Below are 17502 nucleotides of genomic sequence, written 5' to 3' on the forward strand. Positions count from 1 at the left end.
GCTCCAAAGCGCTCACTGCAGCCCAGCCAATCCCTATTAGCCAGGAATATCTAAGATGCTATTAGGTTACTTCATAAGGTACACATAAGCATCATAGACTAAAGAGGGCCTAAGCCCTCTTTAAAATAAAAAAAACATGAGATCAGTCTAATTTAGCTTCTAGTTTAAGCCCCAGATGAGTCGCTAACTCAACGAATCCCGGGAAAGAAGTCGCAACATTGGCACAATCTTCAATCTTGATGGCACCCTGAGCGCGCAACCCGGCTACGGCAAAACTCATGGCAATCCGGTGATCTTCGTGGCTATGAACACACCCTTGGGTAAATACCGCACCGGTCACTTCAGATGTACCGACAATATCAATGCCATCTTCATAGACTGTGCAGGCTACTCCTAACGCTTGCAGCCCTTCAGCCATCACCTGAATTCGATCAGACTCTTTGACGCGCAACTCTTCAGCACCGCGTAAACGCGTCACACCTTGAGCACATGCAGCAGCCACAAAGAGTGCGGGAAATTCATCAATCGCTAAAGGCACTTGATCGAGGGGAATATCCACACCTTTCATGGGGGTATAGCGTACACGAATATCTGCTACGGGTTCGCCACCAACCACCGTTTCATTGCTCAAAGTCAAATCCGCCCCCATCAAACGCAAGATATGGATCACGCCATCACGGGTTGGATTAACGCCAACATGCTCTAGGACTAAATCACTCCCTGGCGTAATGGCTGCAGCCACCATAAAAAAGGTCGCGGAAGAAATATCTGCAGGAATATCAATATCACACGCCTCGAGCTGGCCGCCACCTTGTAAGCGTACAGTGCTCCCCTCTCGACTCACCTGATAGCCAAAGCCTTGTAGCATGCGCTCTGTATGGTCACGGGTTGGTGCAGGCTCTGTCACCGACGTTTCACCCTCAGCCCACAACCCAGCCAACAACAAGCAAGATTTCACCTGGGCAGAGGCCATCGGTAAATCATAGTGCATCCCTTTGAGAGGTGTTCCACCTTTCAACTTAAGCGGTGGCCGACCATCCTCTGCCGTTTCCAATTGCGCTCCCATCAAACGTAAAGGCTCTGCAACACGTCCCATGGGGCGCTTGGATAAGGAGGTATCGCCAGTCAATTCACAGTCAAAAGGCTGAGCCGAAAGCAGCCCCGCTAGCAAGCGCATCGAAGTACCTGAGTTGCCCAGGTAAAGAGGCTTAGAAGGCGCTTTTAAACCGTTGATGCCGACACCATGCACGGTGACTCGGCCGGCATTGGGGCCCTCAATCTGAACGCCTAGATCACGAAAAGTCTGCAGTGTTGCCAGTGCATCTTCGCCTTCCAGAAAACCCTGTATATGGGTTGTACCATTCGCTAGGGCGCCCAACATAATCGAGCGATGTGAAATCGACTTATCGCCAGGCACTCTTGCGCGGCCTTGCACTCGGCCACCAGGCGTTGTGATAAAAACCAAATCCTGTTTATTCATAGGTTGATATGCCGTTTTATTGAGTAACGCCGTAAAGTAATCTCGTGCGCTTTTAGCGCGCGTAAAGGTCGTCATCATGGCATCGCCGTCCCCTGTGGCGACAGCCTCTCGAACACGGTAAACGCCTTCCAAGAACTGATCCAAGGCATCCAGCGTTGCCGATCGATTTGCCAAAAAGATATCCCGCCACATGGTGGGGTCACTGGCCGCAATTCGAGTAAAGTCACGAAACCCGCCAGCCGCGTAGCGAAAAATTTCACAGCGTTCATCCTGACGCGCCAGCGTATCCACAAGAGAAAAGGCCAATAGATGGGGTAGATGACTGGTTTGGGCCAGCACTTGATCATGACGCTCCAACGCCATGCTCAAAACCTCCGCATCCATTGAGGCCCAAAAGGCCGATACCTGATCCACTGCTTGCGGATCTGTTTCAGCGGTTGGCGTGACAATCACTTTATGCTGACAAAATAAATCAGCTTTGGCCGCACGAACTCCTGAACGCTCAGCTCCGGCAATAGGATGACCCGGCACCAACCACGGCGGCATTGAGCCTAAAGCATCAACTGCCGCATCTCTCAATACCGCCTTACAAGACCCCACATCCGTAACAACCGTCGAAGGACCCCGGTGCTGTGCGACTTGAGCCAACACTTTGACCATCGCCAATACCGGCACAGCTAATACAATCAGGTCAACATCACGCGCATCCACATGATGAGCCAGGTCTGGAAATGACGAAAAACCTTGATCGATCACACCCAAAGAGCGCGCCACCTCTAGCTCTTCGGTATTCACGTCAACACCGAAAACCTGCCTCACGCCGGTAAAACGCCTGGCCGCCAAGGCAACAGACCCCCCGATCAATCCCAATCCAACAATAACCAGTGTTTGAGGCCAGCGCTGGTTTGTTTGAACATGAGATTCGGTGCTCACAGGCGTTTCATCTACTGAAGCCATATCACAGAACGCCGCGCGGGTATGCACCCAGAATTTTTAGATCAGCGGCTTTTTCGCCAATGTCTTGCAGTACTTGCTGCACATTCGAAGAGGCCGTATGCCCTTTAAAATCAATAAAGAAGACATAGTTCCAGACCCCCGTATGACTGGGACGACTTTCTATACGCGTCATATCCACGCCATGTCGATGGAAAGGATCCAACACTTCAAACAAGGCGCCAGGCTGGTTGCGCATTGACACCATTAAAGAGGTTTTATCATCACCAGAAGGCGGTACTTCCTGACGACCAATAATGAGAAAGCGCGTCGAATTATCCGGGGTATCTTCAATTTTTTCGGCCAAGCGTGTCAGCCCATAAAGTTCAGCCGCCATGTCGCCCGCAATTGCGGCAGAATGCCACTCCCCTTTAACTTTACGCGCAGCTTCAGCATTAGAAGGCATCGCGACACGCTCAGCATGAGGATAATGCGCATCCAACCATTTGCGGCACTGAGCCAAAGACGACGCATGAGAATAGATCGTCGAGATTTTATCCGGACGGGAGTTCTCGCCAACCATCAAATGCTGATGGATACGCAACACGACTTCACCACAAATCTGCAATGAAGAATCCATGAAACTATCCAACGTATGACTGATGACGCCTTCCGTAGAGTTTTCTACCGGCACGACACCGTAATCCACAGCGCCCGCTTCAACCTCACGAAAGACCTCATCAATCGCTGTCATAGGGACACTAATCGCACCATGGCCAAAATGCTTCAGTGCCGCCTGTTGAGTAAAGGTTCCCTCAGGTCCTAAATAGGCCACTTTAATCGGTCGCTCCAATGCCAAGCATGACGACATAATTTCGCGGAACAGTCGCGCAATCTCTTCACTGGATAAAGGCCCTTGATTACGCTCCATAATTTGGCGCAATACCTGAGCCTCTCTTTCCGGGCGATAGAAGTGGGTATCATCCCCTTCAGCAGCCATTTTGCTTTGTGCCACTTGTTGAGCACATTCAGCGCGCTGGTTGATCAACACCTGTAACTGGCGATCAATATCATCAATTCGATCACGCAAAGTGGCCAAATCAGGCCAAGAAGAGGGTGAATCACTCATTGGGGCATCCTTCATCAATACTTAGCCATATCAAATACTTCGCTATATCAACATCAGCACTTAGCCGTGGCGACGTTCAAAATCATTCATAAAGCTCACTAAGGCATCGACTGCAGCCTCTGGAACAGCGTTATAAATACTGGCACGCATTCCGCCTACGCTACGATGCCCCTTGAGATTTAATAATCCTGCTTCTTCGGCTTCAGCTAAAAAGCACTGATCCAAGCGATCATCGGCTAAACGGAACGGCACATTCATGATAGAACGATAAGCCGGCTGAATCGGATTGGTATAAAAATCGCTGTCATCAATCGCCGCATATAACTTAAGTGCTTTACGCTGATTCAAAGCGCCCATGGCCTCTAAACCACCGATATCCTCTTTCAGCCATTTAAATACCAGACCAGAAAGGTACCATGCAAAGGTCGGCGGGGTGTTATACATAGAATCATTTTCAGCAAACACCTTGTACTGCATCATCGTCGGCGTTTCAGGCTTAAAGCGATCGAGCAAATCATCACGAATAATGGCGAGCGTAATCCCGGCAGGGCCGATATTTTTTTGCGCGCCTGCATAAATAACACCATAACGGCTTACATCCAAAGGAGCACTTAAGATATCAGAGGACATATCGCACACCAGCGGCACTGAAGTCGGAACCTCAGGGGTCGGAGCATAACGCAGGCCACCAATCGTTTCATTACTGGTAAAGTGCAGATACGCCGCATGGTCTGAGAGATGGATCTCACTGGATAAGGGCACTGCCGTCAAGCCATTATCTTCAGCACTGGCCGCAATGTGCACATCACCGTATCGGCGACCTTCGGCAATGGCTTTTTTCGCCCAAATACCCGTATGAATATAATTAGCGGTCCCGCCTTGACCTAATAGATTCAACGGCACCATCGCAAACTGGCTGGAAGCACCACCCTGCATGAATAAAACCTTGTAACCCTCCGGCACCTGCAGCAACTCACGTAAATCAGCCTCGGCAGTACGAGCGATATCCGTAAATTCAGGGCTACGATGAGACATCTCCATCACCGACAGGCCTTTACCCTGCCAATCAAGCATTTCATCTCGGGCGCGTTGTAAAACAGATTCAGGCAGCGCGGCCGGTCCAGCACAGAAATTATATTTGCGCGTCATAATCATCCCGATGAACCAGTAGCCATCAGGCACATAATGCCCAAGAGCCAGAACATGACCAATAAGGTCGAAAAGCGACCCCCGGCAAGCCGGGGGTCAGTGATTACGTCAATAAAGGCGAGAAATTAAGGCTGCTCATCCGGAGCGTCCACCTCATCCTCCCCAGCATCAGAGCGCGGTTGCTCGCTCTCAGCGCCATCGATGACCTCCCCCTCCGGCACCTCGACTTCCAGCACCTCAAGCTCTTCGTCATCAACATCTTGAACACGCACCATACCGACTAGTTTTTCACCTTCAATAAGGCGAATCAGCATGACACCTTGAGTATTCCGGGAAGAAATAGAGACTTCATCGACTCGAGTACGGACTAAAGTGCCTTTATCGGTAATCAACATCATTTCTTCGCCTTCTTGTACCTGAATGGCAGAAACGAGTTGACCATTGCGCTCGCTGGTTTGCATCGAAATCACGCCTTGCCCACCTCGGTTCCGCAATGGGAACTGCTCCAGGCGAGTACGTTTACCAAAACCATTTTCAGATGCTGTGAGAATATAAATGCCCTCATGCACCGCCTCATCATCCACAAGGGCGTCAGCGGAGACGGCAACAGCGTTATCATCCTGCTCTTGGTCTGACGCTTCAGCCGCATCATCAACCGTCTTCGAGCGTGGAATAATCAAGCTAATCACTTCAGCCTCATCAGGCATTTTCAGGCCTCGCACACCACCGGCCGTGCGTCCCATCGCCCGAACATTCTCTTCATTGAAGCGAATGGCTTTCCCTGCACTGGTCAGCAACATGACATGATCTTCGCCATGGGTAATGGCAGCACCGACCAAGCGATCACCTTCTTTAAGATCCAATGCAATCAGCCCCACAGAACGCGGACGAGAGAACTGGTCTAAAGAAGTCTTTTTCACGGTGCCTTTAGCCGTCGCCATAAAGATAAAGCGATCTTCAGAATATTCACGCACTGGCAAAATCGTCGTGACCCACTCACCTTCAGACAAAGGCAGGAGATTGACCAAAGGCCGCCCACGAGAACCACGCCCACCGGCAGGAATCTCATAAACTTTCAGCCAGTAAACTTTACCGAGGTTAGAGAACAACAACACGGTATCATGACTGGAAGTCACGAGAAGATGTTCAATCACGTCTTCATCTTTCATTGACGTGGCAGACTTACCTCGACCACCTCGACGCTGAGCTCGGTAATCCGACAGCGGCTGGGTTTTGGCATAACCCGTACGCGAAATGGTGACCACCATATCTTCTTCAGCGATCAAGTCCGCAATAGAGAAGTCCTGGCGACTGGCGATAATTTGGGTTTTGCGTTCATCTGAATAGCTTTGACGAATCAGCGCTAGCTCTTCACGAATCACCTGCATCAAACGCTCAGGGTCGGCTAAAATCGCCAATAACTCAGCAATTTTGATGAGTAGCTCACGGTACTCATTAACCAACTTATCCTGTTCCAAACCCGTCAAACGGTGCAAACGCAGCTCAAGAATTGCTTGCGCCTGGGCCGGAGATAAGCGGTACTCCGTTTTGGCTTCATTGAGACCAAAAACAGGGTCCAATTCATCGGGGCGACAAGAGGTGCTACCGGCCCGATCCAACATATCCACCACTTGCCCTGGCGCCCAAGTTTTTTGAACCAGCGCTTCGCGGGCTTCTGTTGCTGACGGAGAAGCCTTGATCAGCTCAATGACCTCATCAATATTAGAAAGCGCGACCGTCAGACCTTCCAGCACATGCCCTCTTTCACGTGCTTTACGTAGTTCATACACCGTCCGCCGTGTAACCACTTCCTGACGATGGCGAATAAAGGCTTCGAGTAATTCTTTCAGGTTCAGAACTTGTGGCTGGCCATCCTGCAGCGCCACAATGTTAATCCCGAACACCGTCTGCAATTGGGTATGAGTAAAGAGGTTATTGACAACCACCTCTGGCGACTCACCACGCTTAAGCTCTACGACAACCCGCAAACCATCTTTGTCGGATTCATCACGCAGCTCGGCAATGCCTTCTAGTTTCTTATCCTTAACCAGCTCCGCAATCTTTTCGATTAAGCGTGCTTTATTCAGCTGGTAAGGAATTTCAGTAAAGACAATAGCATCGCGCTGACCAATCGTTTCAAAGTGATGCTTAGCGCGAATATAAATGCGGCCACGACCGGTTCGATACGCTTCCACGATACCAGCACGACCATTGATCAGCGCCCCAGTCGGAAAATCCGGCCCGGGAATATACTGCATCAAATCATCAACACTTAGGTGCTCGTTATCAATTAGGGCTAGGCATCCATCGATCACTTCACCCAAGTTGTGTGGCGGAATATTGGTCGCCATCCCAACAGCAATACCCGATGACCCATTCACTAGCAGATTAGGCACTCGGGTTGGCAACACTTCAGGAATTTTTTCCGAGCCGTCATAGTTATCGACGAAATCGACGGTTTCCTTATCCAGATCGGCCAACAGCTCATGGGCAATTTTTGCCATGCGCACTTCGGTATAACGCATGGCCGCTGCATTATCGCCATCAATGGAACCGAAGTTCCCCTGACCGTCGACCAGGGTATAACGCAGCGAAAAAGGCTGGGCCATACGGACAATGGTGTCATAGACAGCGGAATCACCATGCGGGTGATATTTACCGATGACATCCCCGACGACACGGGCAGACTTCTTATAAGGTTTATTCCAGTCATTGCTGAGTTCGTGCATCGCAAACAATACACGGCGATGAACAGGCTTAAGACCATCACGGACATCAGGTAATGCTCGCCCGACGATGACACTCATAGCGTAATCAAGGTACGACTGTTTCAGCTCGTCCTCGATATTGACAGGATGGATCTCTCTGGCGATTTCGGCCATGAATCGGCGTCCTTCTTCGGCTGAGGGCGGGACCGGCACATATCGGTAGGACCCGGCCTATAGGCGTGCCAACGAGCACGCAAGACTCAACGGTTTCAGTTTTTTACTTAAGCCGGTGATTATACGCTTTAAGCGCACTAAGTTCAGCAGTGATAACGCTTTTCCCTATGCGCCAAGACAGTTTTGACGCACTTGAGTGCCCACACGCCTGTTGAACGCGTCGTGAGCAAGAGCCTGGTCCCTTGATAACCCCCAGCGATCATCATCAAGCATCAGATGTTTCAATCATCGATGTGGGAGATTCGGGTAACAGCACATTAAGCAACATGGCCGTAAAGCCCCCTGTAGCCACACCTGACTGCAAAATAGATTTAACGCCCTCGGGTAAATGCTGGAGAATGTCGGGAACCTGGGTCACACCGAGCCCGACAGCCAAAGAGACTGCAAGAATTAACAGCGCTCGGCGATCGAGATGAACACTGGCTAAGATATTGATACCGGCTGCCGCCACTGAACCAAACATAATCAAAGCAGCCGCCCCTAAAACAGGTTCAGGAATCATCTGCATCATGGCTGCCACCATCGGAAACAGTCCCATTAAGACCAAAAGCCCTGCAATCCAAAAACCAATATAACGACTGGCCACCCCGGTAAGTTGAATAATGCCGTTATTCTGACTAAACGTAGAATTCGGAAACGTATTCAAAAGCCCTGCAACCATCGAGTTAAAACCGTCGGCCAACACGCCCCCTTTCAAGCGGGCCAAATAAACAGGTCCTTTGACGGGCTCACGAGACACCGCAGAGGTTGCCGTAATATCACCAATCGACTCCAGGGCAGTCACCAGATAAATAATCACCATCGGCACCAGTAAATCCCAGGGCACACTGAATCCATAACGGAAGGGGTCAGGCCAAGCAATCAAAGGCCACTCGGGTACCGTATTTCCCTTCAATTTACCCATCGCCCATGCAACGGTTAACCCGACCAAAAGGCCAATCACGATAGACCCCATCCGAATCCAAGGAGTATGGGCCCGGTTTAAGATAATAATGACGGCCAATACAATGCCAGACAGCAGCAAATTACTCAGGCTGGCAAAATGTCCACTTTCCATCGCCTCATAGCCACCGCCCATACTGACAAGCCCCACCTTGATCAAGGTCAGCCCAATCAGTAACACCACGGTACCGGTGACCAGAGGCGTAATCACACGACGCAACGCCCCTAAAAAGCGGGAGACCAACATTTCAGCAATGGCCGCCACCATGACGACACCAAAGATGCCCCCCAAAACGGTTTCATAGGATTGCCCAGCCGCCAGCATCGCAGTGCCGCCAGAGATGATAGGCGGAAGAAAGTTAAAACTGGTGCCCTGAACTGTCAGCAGGCCATTCCCCAAAGGCCCAATACGCCGTGCTTGAATAAATGTCGCGACCCCCGACACCAGCAAGGACATACTGACAATATAATTCGTTTCTTCTGCGGGCAGCCCCAGCGCATTGCAGATAATTAGAGGCGGCGTAACGATAGGCACAATAATGGCCAACAAATGCTGCAAAGCAACAAAGAACGCTTGAATCGGTGCAGGCCGAGCATCTAAAGGATACAAAAGCTCGCTTTGCTGCGATGAAGGGGCGTCAGACATGTCATACCTCAAGGGATCAGGAAGGGAAGCCGCGCATTTTAGCTTGATTTTAAAATAAGGTCATAACCCTCAACGCATGCGCGATCTAGTGATGCTCCTTCCGCGCCGATCATGCTCGCTGAGTCATCATAATTAGCTTATGATGTGGGCGATGTGTCGATGCTTTAGCCGCACCTCCAACATTGATGCTTCCGACAAATTGATGCTTCCGAAAAAGTGACTGCAGCGACCCATCAGCAGCGATCATCAAACGGTACATCGAATCAACGCCATATCTGAACACCATCTTCAGACATTGATGTATCAGGTGAGCGCATCATGCGTTAGGAGACAGCAGATCGACAGATGTTTTCATGAAGGAGAGATCCATGAGCAGCCCGAACGAATTTAACCAAGCCCGCGTGATCAGTGAACTGCGTCAATTCATTAAAAAATTACTGTTATCGCCAGGCACCCTCGAACAAACAATCGACATCATGCGCCGACATACGGGAGAGGCTGACATGATGCAGAAGACCGCACACGACATTAGCGCAGAAACTATGGTCAAGATCCCAGATGAGGCCAGTGAATGGTCAGATGCCGATCGCTTGTATCTGGAACTGTTAAAAGAAGTCGTGGAAGAAGAGCAGGCTTTATACTGATTCCGCCCGTTACTGATTTAACCCGTTACGAATTCAACCCGTTATTGGCACCGGGGTCTGGTACTTTCATCCAGGTCCTGTGTGACCACCACGCCATCTTTACCACTACGCTTCACTTGATACATCGCCTGATCAGCACAGCGCAACCCTTCTTTAAGAGAAGCGGTTTGCACAAACCTCGTCAGCCAAACCCCCATACTGGCTTTCACTTCAACGGTGTGGCCCGTTGATAACAATGCCTCTTCCCCAATAACTCTCAATAAGTGTTGGCCCCATTGCTGCAAATCATCAGCATCCGTAAATACCGTACTTATCACCACAAACTCATCCCCGCCTAGGCGAGCCACAATGCCCTTATCATCGATACACTGGGATAACCGCTGAGCCGTCAAACAAAGCAATTCATCCCCCGTCTCATGGCCATAACGATCATTGATCGGTTTAAAACCATCTAAATCAATAAGCACAATCGCCAAGAAACTCGGCGCCCGAGCCTTCAATTGGGCAAACTTTAGCTGAAGGCCATGTCGGTTCATCACACCGGTCAGAGAATCCTCAACCACCCGCTGCTCTAATTGCTGGCGGACCTTTTCCAAAGCCGAAGTACGTTCCGAAACCCGCCGCTCTAAAATGGCTTCTTGCAGCCTTAGCATATTCACCAGTTTTTCCTGGGCCAGAGATCTTTGACGCTTTAGCGTATTAAACCGGGAAGCCAAACCAAAAGACAGTAATAGCATTTCTATCGCAGAGCCCATCTGCATGCTAAACACCGTAAAGAAATTCGATGGAATCCAACCTAAATTACGAATAGACACCAGCGTTGTACCAATAAATAAGCACAGCCAAGCCACCATAAAATAACCGGCAGCAGGCACCTTTTTATAAATCCCAATGCCACCCATAGAAAACATGAGAATTGCGGTTGAAACCCCCATCAACGACATGATCTTTAAAGCATCCTGCACGGGCACCCAAAGGGATAATGCCAACATGGCCCACCAAACCCAAATCAACCCCTTCAAGAGCCGATCCAGCCACGGGACATAGTCGTGAAGATTCAAGAAATGGCGAGCGAAGACCACGGCCCAAAGCGTCGCCATGATAAAACCACTCGGAATGATACGCGAAATCCCAGAGCCCCATTCAGGCCAAAGATACAATGGCGCTAGCCCATTGGTAGAAAATACCGCCACCCCAAAACTTAATGCAAAGCAGGCGTAAAATAAAAAAGCTTTTTCTTGTAAAACCACAAACATAAATAAATTATAAAGCCCCAATGCCAGCAGCATCCCGTAATAGATCGCCAAGATGAGTAGCATGTCATAACTGAACTGGTAAAACGTTTGCACTGGAGAGAGCCAAGCATCCAGCGTCATGCTGCCATTGGTGACGACACGAATATAAAGTGTCACATCATGATCAGGTGGTATCACAAGAGGAAAGGCAGGACGACGATGGTGCATGGCACGCTCAGCCACAGGCACCTCATAGCCACTGCGCATGACTGACACACCTGAATCCGAAACCTGATAGAGCTTCAGATCATCTAAATAAGCATATTCAAAATTGAGAATTCGATGCGCAGGAAAAGGCTCACCCGAACGAACCTCAAACTTCAGCCATATAGCATCAGAGGTATAGCCTAGATGCAGACTGGAACGACCTTTTGAGGGACGAAAACCTTCAAAATGAGCCCGCACATCAGCCAAGGTCATAGTACGAGAAGGATCACGAAGTATCTGGAAATGGTTATCCAGCACCTGTGTATCCGAGCTCAAGATCAAAGGTGAGTCTGCTGCCTGAGTAGAAAAAGCCGATAAGCAAGCACCAGCCCAGATCAGCAACAATGCACATCGGAACAGGCTCAATGCAAACTCCCGATAAGAATACAGACCTAGTCTTCAAAAGCAGCGCAATCTAGGCATGAAAAGGAAAACAACTATACATGTGCACCACCATTATACCTGCCTAGCCCAACCTTAACACAAAGCTACATAAACAAAACATCAAAACAAATCAGTTACATCTCCTCACTGCATAGTCAATCACCAGTGCTCTATCCACATACAGCCCCTATAGTTGAAGAATACCTAATATACTCAGCATAATCGCTACCATGCCAACCCACTCACGCCAAGCAAAACGTTCCTTAAATATGCGCATGGCAATAATCAGAGTGAAAAAGAACTCAACTTGACCCAAAGTTTTCACCAAAGCGGGGTTCTCCAGCGTCATCGCAGTAAACCACCCCATAGATCCTAATAAACTGGTCACACCCACACCCAACGCCAGAGGCCATTGCTGCCATAAAGGTTTAAGTTGTGAAGGAGATTGGTAGAGTTGGTGGCCGACCATAATGGCCCACTGAATCGTGATCATTACGGCCAGCGTCGTTGCTGCACTAAAAAATGCATCTTCATTTAATGAAAGGCTCGCCTGCCTTAACCACAAAGAGGCCAACGCAAAACACAAACCACTCGCCACACCAATAGCGGCTGAAGGCGATAATAAAAATGCCCATAACCGAGCCTTCATCGGTGCGGAGGTCACATTAATACGTGGGCTCAACAACCACACCCCAATACTGCCAACGAGGACACTGCACCAGCCCCACCCTGATAAGTGGTCGCCAAAAAAAACAATCCCTAACACGGCGACCAAGATTGCCTCTGTCTTGGCATAGGCCACACCAATCGCAAAATTACGCTGCTGAAAAAGCCGAACCATGAGTAATGTCGCCAAAATTTGAGCCAATGCCGCCAACACCGCATAAAGCCAAAAGCGGCTGGTCCAGTGTAACGTTATCTCAGTTTGATTCATGGCAAGAATTGCCCAGTATCCCCACACCAGAGGGAGCGCATAAAAGTATCGGGCCAAGGTCGTGGTCGTGGCTGAAGTGAGTGTCGACAGGTGCTTTTGTAAACTTGTTCTAAGTGCCTGCATCAAAGCAGCACCAATCGTGATCCATATCCAAGCAGACATTGAGAAGGGCCTCACTGAAAGAAGTAAAGCCAAGAGTTTATGAGGCGCGCGTCACAATGAATAATGGTAAAAATTGATTCATGGAATTCCATTTAGGAATCAATATAAAAAAATAGATTCTATTAGATAATAAGAATAGTCACAGCACGCCCAAAGGCTCATACGAAAAAAGGGCCCGAAGGCCCTTTTTAATCAGCATATATTCACTTAATCAGCACACATTAACCGGCTCAATTTCACAGACCTGGATAACCTTCTCATCACAAACCCCTGACCGATGAACCCCGTAACCGGAAAACCAACGACCAATATCACTGATGATACCAAGGCAACCTAAAAGCCTTTAAATGCCCTCTTCCAGCAATTGAGCCGCAAAATAAGTCAAGATTAAATCCGCCCCCGCGCGCCGAATAGAGCCCAAAGTCTCACGCACAACAGCCGCCTCATCAATCACACCATGCTGGGCCGCAAATTTAATCATGGCGTACTCTCCACTGACCTGATAGGCCGCCAGAGGCAATAAACTATTTCGACGAATATCGGACAAGACATCCAGATAAGCCAATGCAGGCTTGACCATCAACATATCGGCGCCTTCAGCCTCATCAAGCAAAGATTCATGCAGTGCCTCGCGACGATTCATCGGGTCCATCTGGTAAGTTTTTCGATCGCCTTTGAGCTCAGTACCCGCGGCTTCCCGGAACGGTCCATAGAGTGCAGATGCCAGCTTGGTGGAATACGCCATAATAGGAATATCAGCCAAGCCCGAAGTATCCAATGCACTACGAATAGCCGCAATTTGACCATCCATCGCCGCAGACGGTGCAATCACATCAGCACCCGCTTCAGCCGCAATAACCGCTTGGCGGCCTAAGTTTTCAATGGTGCGATCATTATCGACTGTATCACCGTGCATGATGCCGCAATGCCCGTGATCCGTATATTCGCAGAAGCAAATATCAGGGATCACCACCATTTCAGGGGCAGCCTCTTTAATCGTCCGAACCATTCTCGCGACTAAACCATCAGCTTTAAGTGCGTCACTGCCGGACGCATCTTTATGATGCGAAATCCCAAAAGGCATTATACTCTTCAGGCCTAATGCACTCAGGCGACGAGCCTCTTCTGCCAACTTTTTCTCGGGAATACGGTACTGCCCAGGCATCCCTTCAATAGGTAAAAAGTCATCAGCCCCTTCTTCAACAAACACAGGATAAATTAAATGCTCAGGGCGTAACGTCGTTTCACGCATTAAATCACGCAACGCGGAAGTTCGACGCAAACGGCGCAAGCGGGTTTGAGGAAATTGGGCAGACATTTCAGCCTCCTAGGATCATTAAGAAAAACACTGATAACCTCAGCCATCAGCATGTAAACATTATAACGCTGGTGAGAAGACACACACCTTGATCACATCAATCTTGATGCCAACAATAAGATGAGATTTATAGAACCATGAGATTTATAGAACCATGAGATCTATAGAACTATGAGATCTATAGAACTATGAGGTTTATAGAACCTTGACTGTCAGGTGAAACAAAAGCTTACTCGGCCCGCGACATATCACCGTTGAGTCGAATCGGATTCAAACATCGCTAACTTGACACCGAGCCCTATCAACAAAGCCCCTAAGCCACGATCCATCCAGCAGGAGATCTGAGAATGACGCTGCAAATACTGCCGAATAGACGCCGCTCCAAACACGACCAGAGGCTCGACCAAGGCAGCCACAGCAATAATCAAGAGCCCATGCACGAGCAATTGCAATGACACCGCTCCCGCCCCTGGCACAACAAACTGCGGCAAAAATGCCATAAAGAAAATGGCCACTTTGGGGTTCAATACCGAAACAAGAAAGCCTTGACGCCATACCGCAAGATTAGAAGGTAAATGAGCCCCCTCACCCGAGAGTCGACTCCCCTGAGAACATAACGACTGAATCCCCAACCAGATGAGATAAGCCGCTCCCAGCCATTTCACGACACTGAATAACGTCGCCGAAGCCATGAGCACCGCCGAAAGCCCAAACGCAGCGGCCAAGACATGCACTAAAGCGCCAGACCAAATCCCACCTAAGGCGCACAAGCCACCCCGGGTACCGCGCTTTAGCGTTTGCCCAACAATAAACGCCATATCAGGGCCCGGCGACATATTGAGTAAAAAAGCGGCGATAAAGAAACTGCTCCAATGGATCCAGCTATAATCCAACACAATAAAAGCCTCTTAATATCAGCGAGAATCTCTATACCACTATTGATCGAAAGCGCATACCCAGGGACACGAAGCACAGCCAAAATCAGATTCACAGCCGGATAAACATCACCGCTGTTTTACACATCTTGCTGCGTCAATAACCGCATGACGTCATGATAAGGCCAACGGACTTTCTTCATTGGCGCCAGCCAATCTTCTGCCTCATCCCGATACCCCAAACACACCACAAGCGTGCTACGCAGATTCCGCTCAGCCAAATTCAATACCTGATCCAAGGCTTGAGGATCAAACCCTTCCATTGGCGTCGCGTCAACCTGCGCCATAGCCGCTGCCGATAATGTGACCCCTGCCGCCAAGTACGCCTGCTGAGCCGCCCATTGGAAACGAGCCTCGTCAGAACCCAGCCCAGCGACCTTCTGTTTAATGGTCTTGGCCATACCTGCCAACCGCTCCAGTGGCATATTCCGTTCACTGGCCACACGCTCGATCCAAAGATCAACAGCACTTTCATCAAACTGCCGCCATGGCGCGAAAACCAGCATATGGGAAGATTCTACCACTTGTGGCTGATTCATAATGGCGGGCTGACATAATGCTTTCAGTTCGGGGTCATCAATCACAAGAACCTGATAAGGCTGAAGCCCAAACGAAGAAGGGGCTAAATGGCACGCTTGTAAAATGCCAGATAAGGTCTCGTCAGGGATTCTTTGACCATTCATCCGTTTGGCGGCATAGCGCCACTGCATGGCCTGAATAAATTCACTCATACTTCACTTCCTCGCTCAATCGGCTTTTTCACACTAGAAGACTGGGCTGATTGCTGAAATATCACAACCCCTAGTAAAACGAGCAAAGCGGCGACCGCAAAATGGTCAGGAGCAACTTCGCCCAGCCCAAACACCGCCACCAAAGACCCTGATAGCGCTGCCACACTGCCAATCTGACTCAAATAAACGGGGCCGGCTAACCGCTGCAATACAAAAAATAAAACATACATCACCACAAAGACGAGGACCTCCAATAAGAGTAACCCCCACGCTTCAGGTAAGAAGACCGTCTGTAATGTGGATGATTCCCATATCAAAGCGGGCGGTATAAGCCACAATGCTGCAGCCACTAACATACTGCCAGAAAGTTGCATCACTGAAACCTGTTTGGGCCAGGCGCGTGTTCGGTAAATATTCCCAACCGCCAAGGTCAGCGGCATGAATAAAACCCAAATTGCCCAAATAGCATCTGCGCCTAGGGTTTGCTGCTTGCCCCAGGCCAAGATTAAAGCCCCAGACAACCCCGTTAAGACACCGATCAAACGCACAGGGCGCATCTTCTCCATGCCTAGCAAAACAGCAATCCCCCAAGTCATTAAAGGAGGGAAAGCCATATTCATCGCAAGGTATCCGGCACCCACATGACCGACGGCGACGAATCCCAACGCATTCGGGAACGCCATCAAGCCTCCAGAAAAAACGGCATAACGCCAAACGTCGGCACGCCAGACCCAAGTATGCCCCATCATACGTCCGCCGATTAGCAGCAGCACACCGGCTACACCCATCGCGAGCATAAGAAAGCTCAATTGGGGTAACCCCATCTGATGGGCCCATTTAGCCACAATCAGCGATAGACACAGCAATCCACCGACGACCAATAAACACAACACTGCCTGAAAAGATTGACGTCTCGACATCAAGTTGCTCATGCTCAGCCTCAAAGGGTGATTTAGTTCGACAAGAACATTCTCGATAAAAAGATTCTTAACGTCAAGATAAATGGTGATTACATGAACCGCGTAGATACAGCGCTAGCACAATGGCAAAAAGAAATGCCTTCTCTTCACTTAGAAACGATGGGCTTGATTGCTCGGATTGGCCATATCAGCCGCTATATTTCGCACGACATTCTGACGCCGTTCTTCCAATCCTACCAATTACAACATGGCGAATTTGATGTTTTGGCCAGTTTACGTCGCTCAGGCGAGCCTTATACATTGTCGCCCACACAGCTGTTTGAGTTATTAATGATCTCATCAGGCGGCATGACGAATCGGCTTGATCGTTTAGAAAAAGCGGGATATATCGAGCGGCTCCCAAACCCTGAAGATCGCCGCAGCAAGTTGGTCAGGCTCAGCCCAGAAGGCAAGACATTGATTGATGAGATGATGCCGGCTCATGTGATTAACGAAGAAAAAGCACTGGAGGGACTCAGCCATGAGGAGCGTCAACAACTTAATCAGCTCATGAGTCGATGGGTCGCGCATTTAGAAGCGCGCCAACAAGACCACGCATAAGCTTCTCCGGCGACCACGCTACGCATCCAACATTATGAATTAAGCCCCACGAATTAAACTAAACGAATGAAACTAAAAGTCCCCAAAGGGACTTTTAGTGGGCTCATCGAGTGAGTTCACCCAACACTCACCCGCTCAAAGCATCACAAAA

Annotated in this window: 13 protein-coding genes; 2 read left to right on the top strand and 11 right to left on the bottom strand. The window is 49.5% G+C overall.

What is annotated here, in order from left to right; genetic code table 11:
* Nucleotides 1–142: 142 nt before the first annotated feature.
* The 5 genes from BFW38_RS09520 to BFW38_RS09540 all read right to left on the bottom strand — a co-directional run bounded on the left by BFW38_RS09520 (nucleotide 143) and on the right by BFW38_RS09540 (nucleotide 9221).
* A complete protein-coding gene (locus BFW38_RS09520) occupies nucleotides 143–2437 on the bottom strand; it encodes a bifunctional prephenate dehydrogenase/3-phosphoshikimate 1-carboxyvinyltransferase (protein WP_084004568.1) in 2295 nt (764 codons plus the stop codon).
* Nucleotide 2438: 1 nt separating this feature from the next.
* Complete coding sequence (pheA, locus tag BFW38_RS09525; protein WP_068998219.1) at nucleotides 2439–3542, bottom strand: prephenate dehydratase; 1104 nt, start codon at nucleotides 3540–3542, stop codon at nucleotides 2439–2441.
* A gap of 60 nt (nucleotides 3543–3602) precedes the next feature.
* The gene (serC, locus tag BFW38_RS09530) at nucleotides 3603–4691 is read right to left on the bottom strand and encodes a 3-phosphoserine/phosphohydroxythreonine transaminase (RefSeq protein ID WP_069000360.1); all 1089 of its coding nucleotides are present in this window, start codon (nucleotides 4689–4691) and stop codon (nucleotides 3603–3605) included.
* A gap of 125 nt (nucleotides 4692–4816) precedes the next feature.
* Complete coding sequence (gene gyrA, locus BFW38_RS09535; protein ID WP_068998221.1) at nucleotides 4817–7573, bottom strand: DNA gyrase subunit A; 2757 nt, start codon at nucleotides 7571–7573, stop codon at nucleotides 4817–4819.
* Nucleotides 7574–7838: 265 nt separating this feature from the next.
* Nucleotides 7839–9221, bottom strand: coding sequence for a uracil-xanthine permease family protein (locus BFW38_RS09540; protein WP_068998223.1), 1383 nt, complete (start codon nucleotides 9219–9221; stop codon nucleotides 7839–7841).
* 368 nt (nucleotides 9222–9589) lie between these two features.
* Here BFW38_RS09540 and BFW38_RS09545 point away from each other — a divergent pair, with 368 nt between their 5' ends.
* The gene (locus BFW38_RS09545; RefSeq protein ID WP_068998225.1) at nucleotides 9590–9865 is read left to right on the top strand and encodes a hypothetical protein; all 276 of its coding nucleotides are present in this window, start codon (nucleotides 9590–9592) and stop codon (nucleotides 9863–9865) included.
* 41 nt (nucleotides 9866–9906) lie between these two features.
* Here BFW38_RS09545 and BFW38_RS09550 read toward each other — a convergent pair whose 3' ends face one another.
* The 6 genes from BFW38_RS09550 to BFW38_RS09575 all read right to left on the bottom strand — a co-directional run bounded on the left by BFW38_RS09550 (nucleotide 9907) and on the right by BFW38_RS09575 (nucleotide 16751).
* A complete protein-coding gene (locus BFW38_RS09550) occupies nucleotides 9907–11733 on the bottom strand; it encodes a sensor domain-containing diguanylate cyclase (RefSeq protein WP_068998227.1) in 1827 nt (608 codons plus the stop codon).
* 205 nt (nucleotides 11734–11938) lie between these two features.
* On the bottom strand, nucleotides 11939–12847 hold the full coding sequence (locus tag BFW38_RS09555; protein WP_068998229.1) for a DMT family transporter: 909 nt from the start codon (nucleotides 12845–12847) through the stop codon (nucleotides 11939–11941).
* A 343-nt stretch (nucleotides 12848–13190) separates the two neighbouring features.
* Nucleotides 13191–14165, bottom strand: a complete 975-nt coding sequence (gene hemB, locus BFW38_RS09560) for a porphobilinogen synthase (protein ID WP_068998231.1) — start codon at nucleotides 14163–14165, stop codon at nucleotides 13191–13193.
* A 248-nt stretch (nucleotides 14166–14413) separates the two neighbouring features.
* Nucleotides 14414–15061 (bottom strand): LysE family translocator, encoded by a 648-nt coding sequence (locus tag BFW38_RS09565; RefSeq protein ID WP_068998233.1) that lies wholly within the window; start codon nucleotides 15059–15061, stop codon nucleotides 14414–14416.
* Nucleotides 15062–15180: 119 nt separating this feature from the next.
* Nucleotides 15181–15831: an NAD(P)H-dependent oxidoreductase gene (locus tag BFW38_RS09570; protein WP_068998235.1), complete on the bottom strand. Its 651-nt coding sequence runs from the start codon at nucleotides 15829–15831 to the stop codon at nucleotides 15181–15183.
* Nucleotides 15828–16751: a DMT family transporter gene (locus BFW38_RS09575; protein ID WP_068998237.1), complete on the bottom strand. Its 924-nt coding sequence runs from the start codon at nucleotides 16749–16751 to the stop codon at nucleotides 15828–15830. Before BFW38_RS09575 ends, BFW38_RS09570 begins: the two co-directional genes overlap by 4 nt.
* 93 nt (nucleotides 16752–16844) lie before the next feature.
* Here BFW38_RS09575 and BFW38_RS09580 point away from each other — a divergent pair, with 93 nt between their 5' ends.
* Nucleotides 16845–17351: a MarR family winged helix-turn-helix transcriptional regulator gene (locus BFW38_RS09580; RefSeq protein WP_068998239.1), complete on the top strand. Its 507-nt coding sequence runs from the start codon at nucleotides 16845–16847 to the stop codon at nucleotides 17349–17351.
* Nucleotides 17352–17502: the final 151 nt, after the last annotated feature.

It is taken from the genome of Terasakiispira papahanaumokuakeensis (assembly GCF_001709345.1).
Classification (GTDB): Bacteria; Pseudomonadota; Gammaproteobacteria; order Pseudomonadales; family Halomonadaceae; genus Terasakiispira; species Terasakiispira papahanaumokuakeensis.

Excerpts from the sequence above, each read along its gene's own strand:
- BFW38_RS09545 (WP_068998225.1), top strand. The coding sequence starts at position 9,590 with ATGAGCAGCCCGAACGAATTTAACCAAGCCCGCGTGATCAGTGAACTG.
- hemB (WP_068998231.1), bottom strand. The coding sequence starts at position 14,165 with ATGTCTGCCCAATTTCCTCAAACCCGCTTGCGCCGTTTGCGTCGAACT.
- BFW38_RS09580 (WP_068998239.1), top strand. The coding sequence starts at position 16,845 with ATGAACCGCGTAGATACAGCGCTAGCACAATGGCAAAAAGAAATGCCT.
- BFW38_RS09520 (WP_084004568.1), bottom strand. The coding sequence starts at position 2,437 with ATGGCTTCAGTAGATGAAACGCCTGTGAGCACCGAATCTCATGTTCAA.
- BFW38_RS09540 (WP_068998223.1), bottom strand. The coding sequence starts at position 9,221 with ATGTCTGACGCCCCTTCATCGCAGCAAAGCGAGCTTTTGTATCCTTTA.
- BFW38_RS09570 (WP_068998235.1), bottom strand. The coding sequence starts at position 15,831 with ATGAGTGAATTTATTCAGGCCATGCAGTGGCGCTATGCCGCCAAACGG.
- gyrA (WP_068998221.1), bottom strand. The coding sequence starts at position 7,573 with ATGGCCGAAATCGCCAGAGAGATCCATCCTGTCAATATCGAGGACGAG.
- pheA (WP_068998219.1), bottom strand. The coding sequence starts at position 3,542 with ATGAGTGATTCACCCTCTTCTTGGCCTGATTTGGCCACTTTGCGTGAT.
- BFW38_RS09575 (WP_068998237.1), bottom strand. The coding sequence starts at position 16,751 with ATGTCGAGACGTCAATCTTTTCAGGCAGTGTTGTGTTTATTGGTCGTC.
- BFW38_RS09555 (WP_068998229.1), bottom strand. The coding sequence starts at position 12,847 with ATGTCTGCTTGGATATGGATCACGATTGGTGCTGCTTTGATGCAGGCA.
- serC (WP_069000360.1), bottom strand. The coding sequence starts at position 4,691 with ATGACGCGCAAATATAATTTCTGTGCTGGACCGGCCGCGCTGCCTGAA.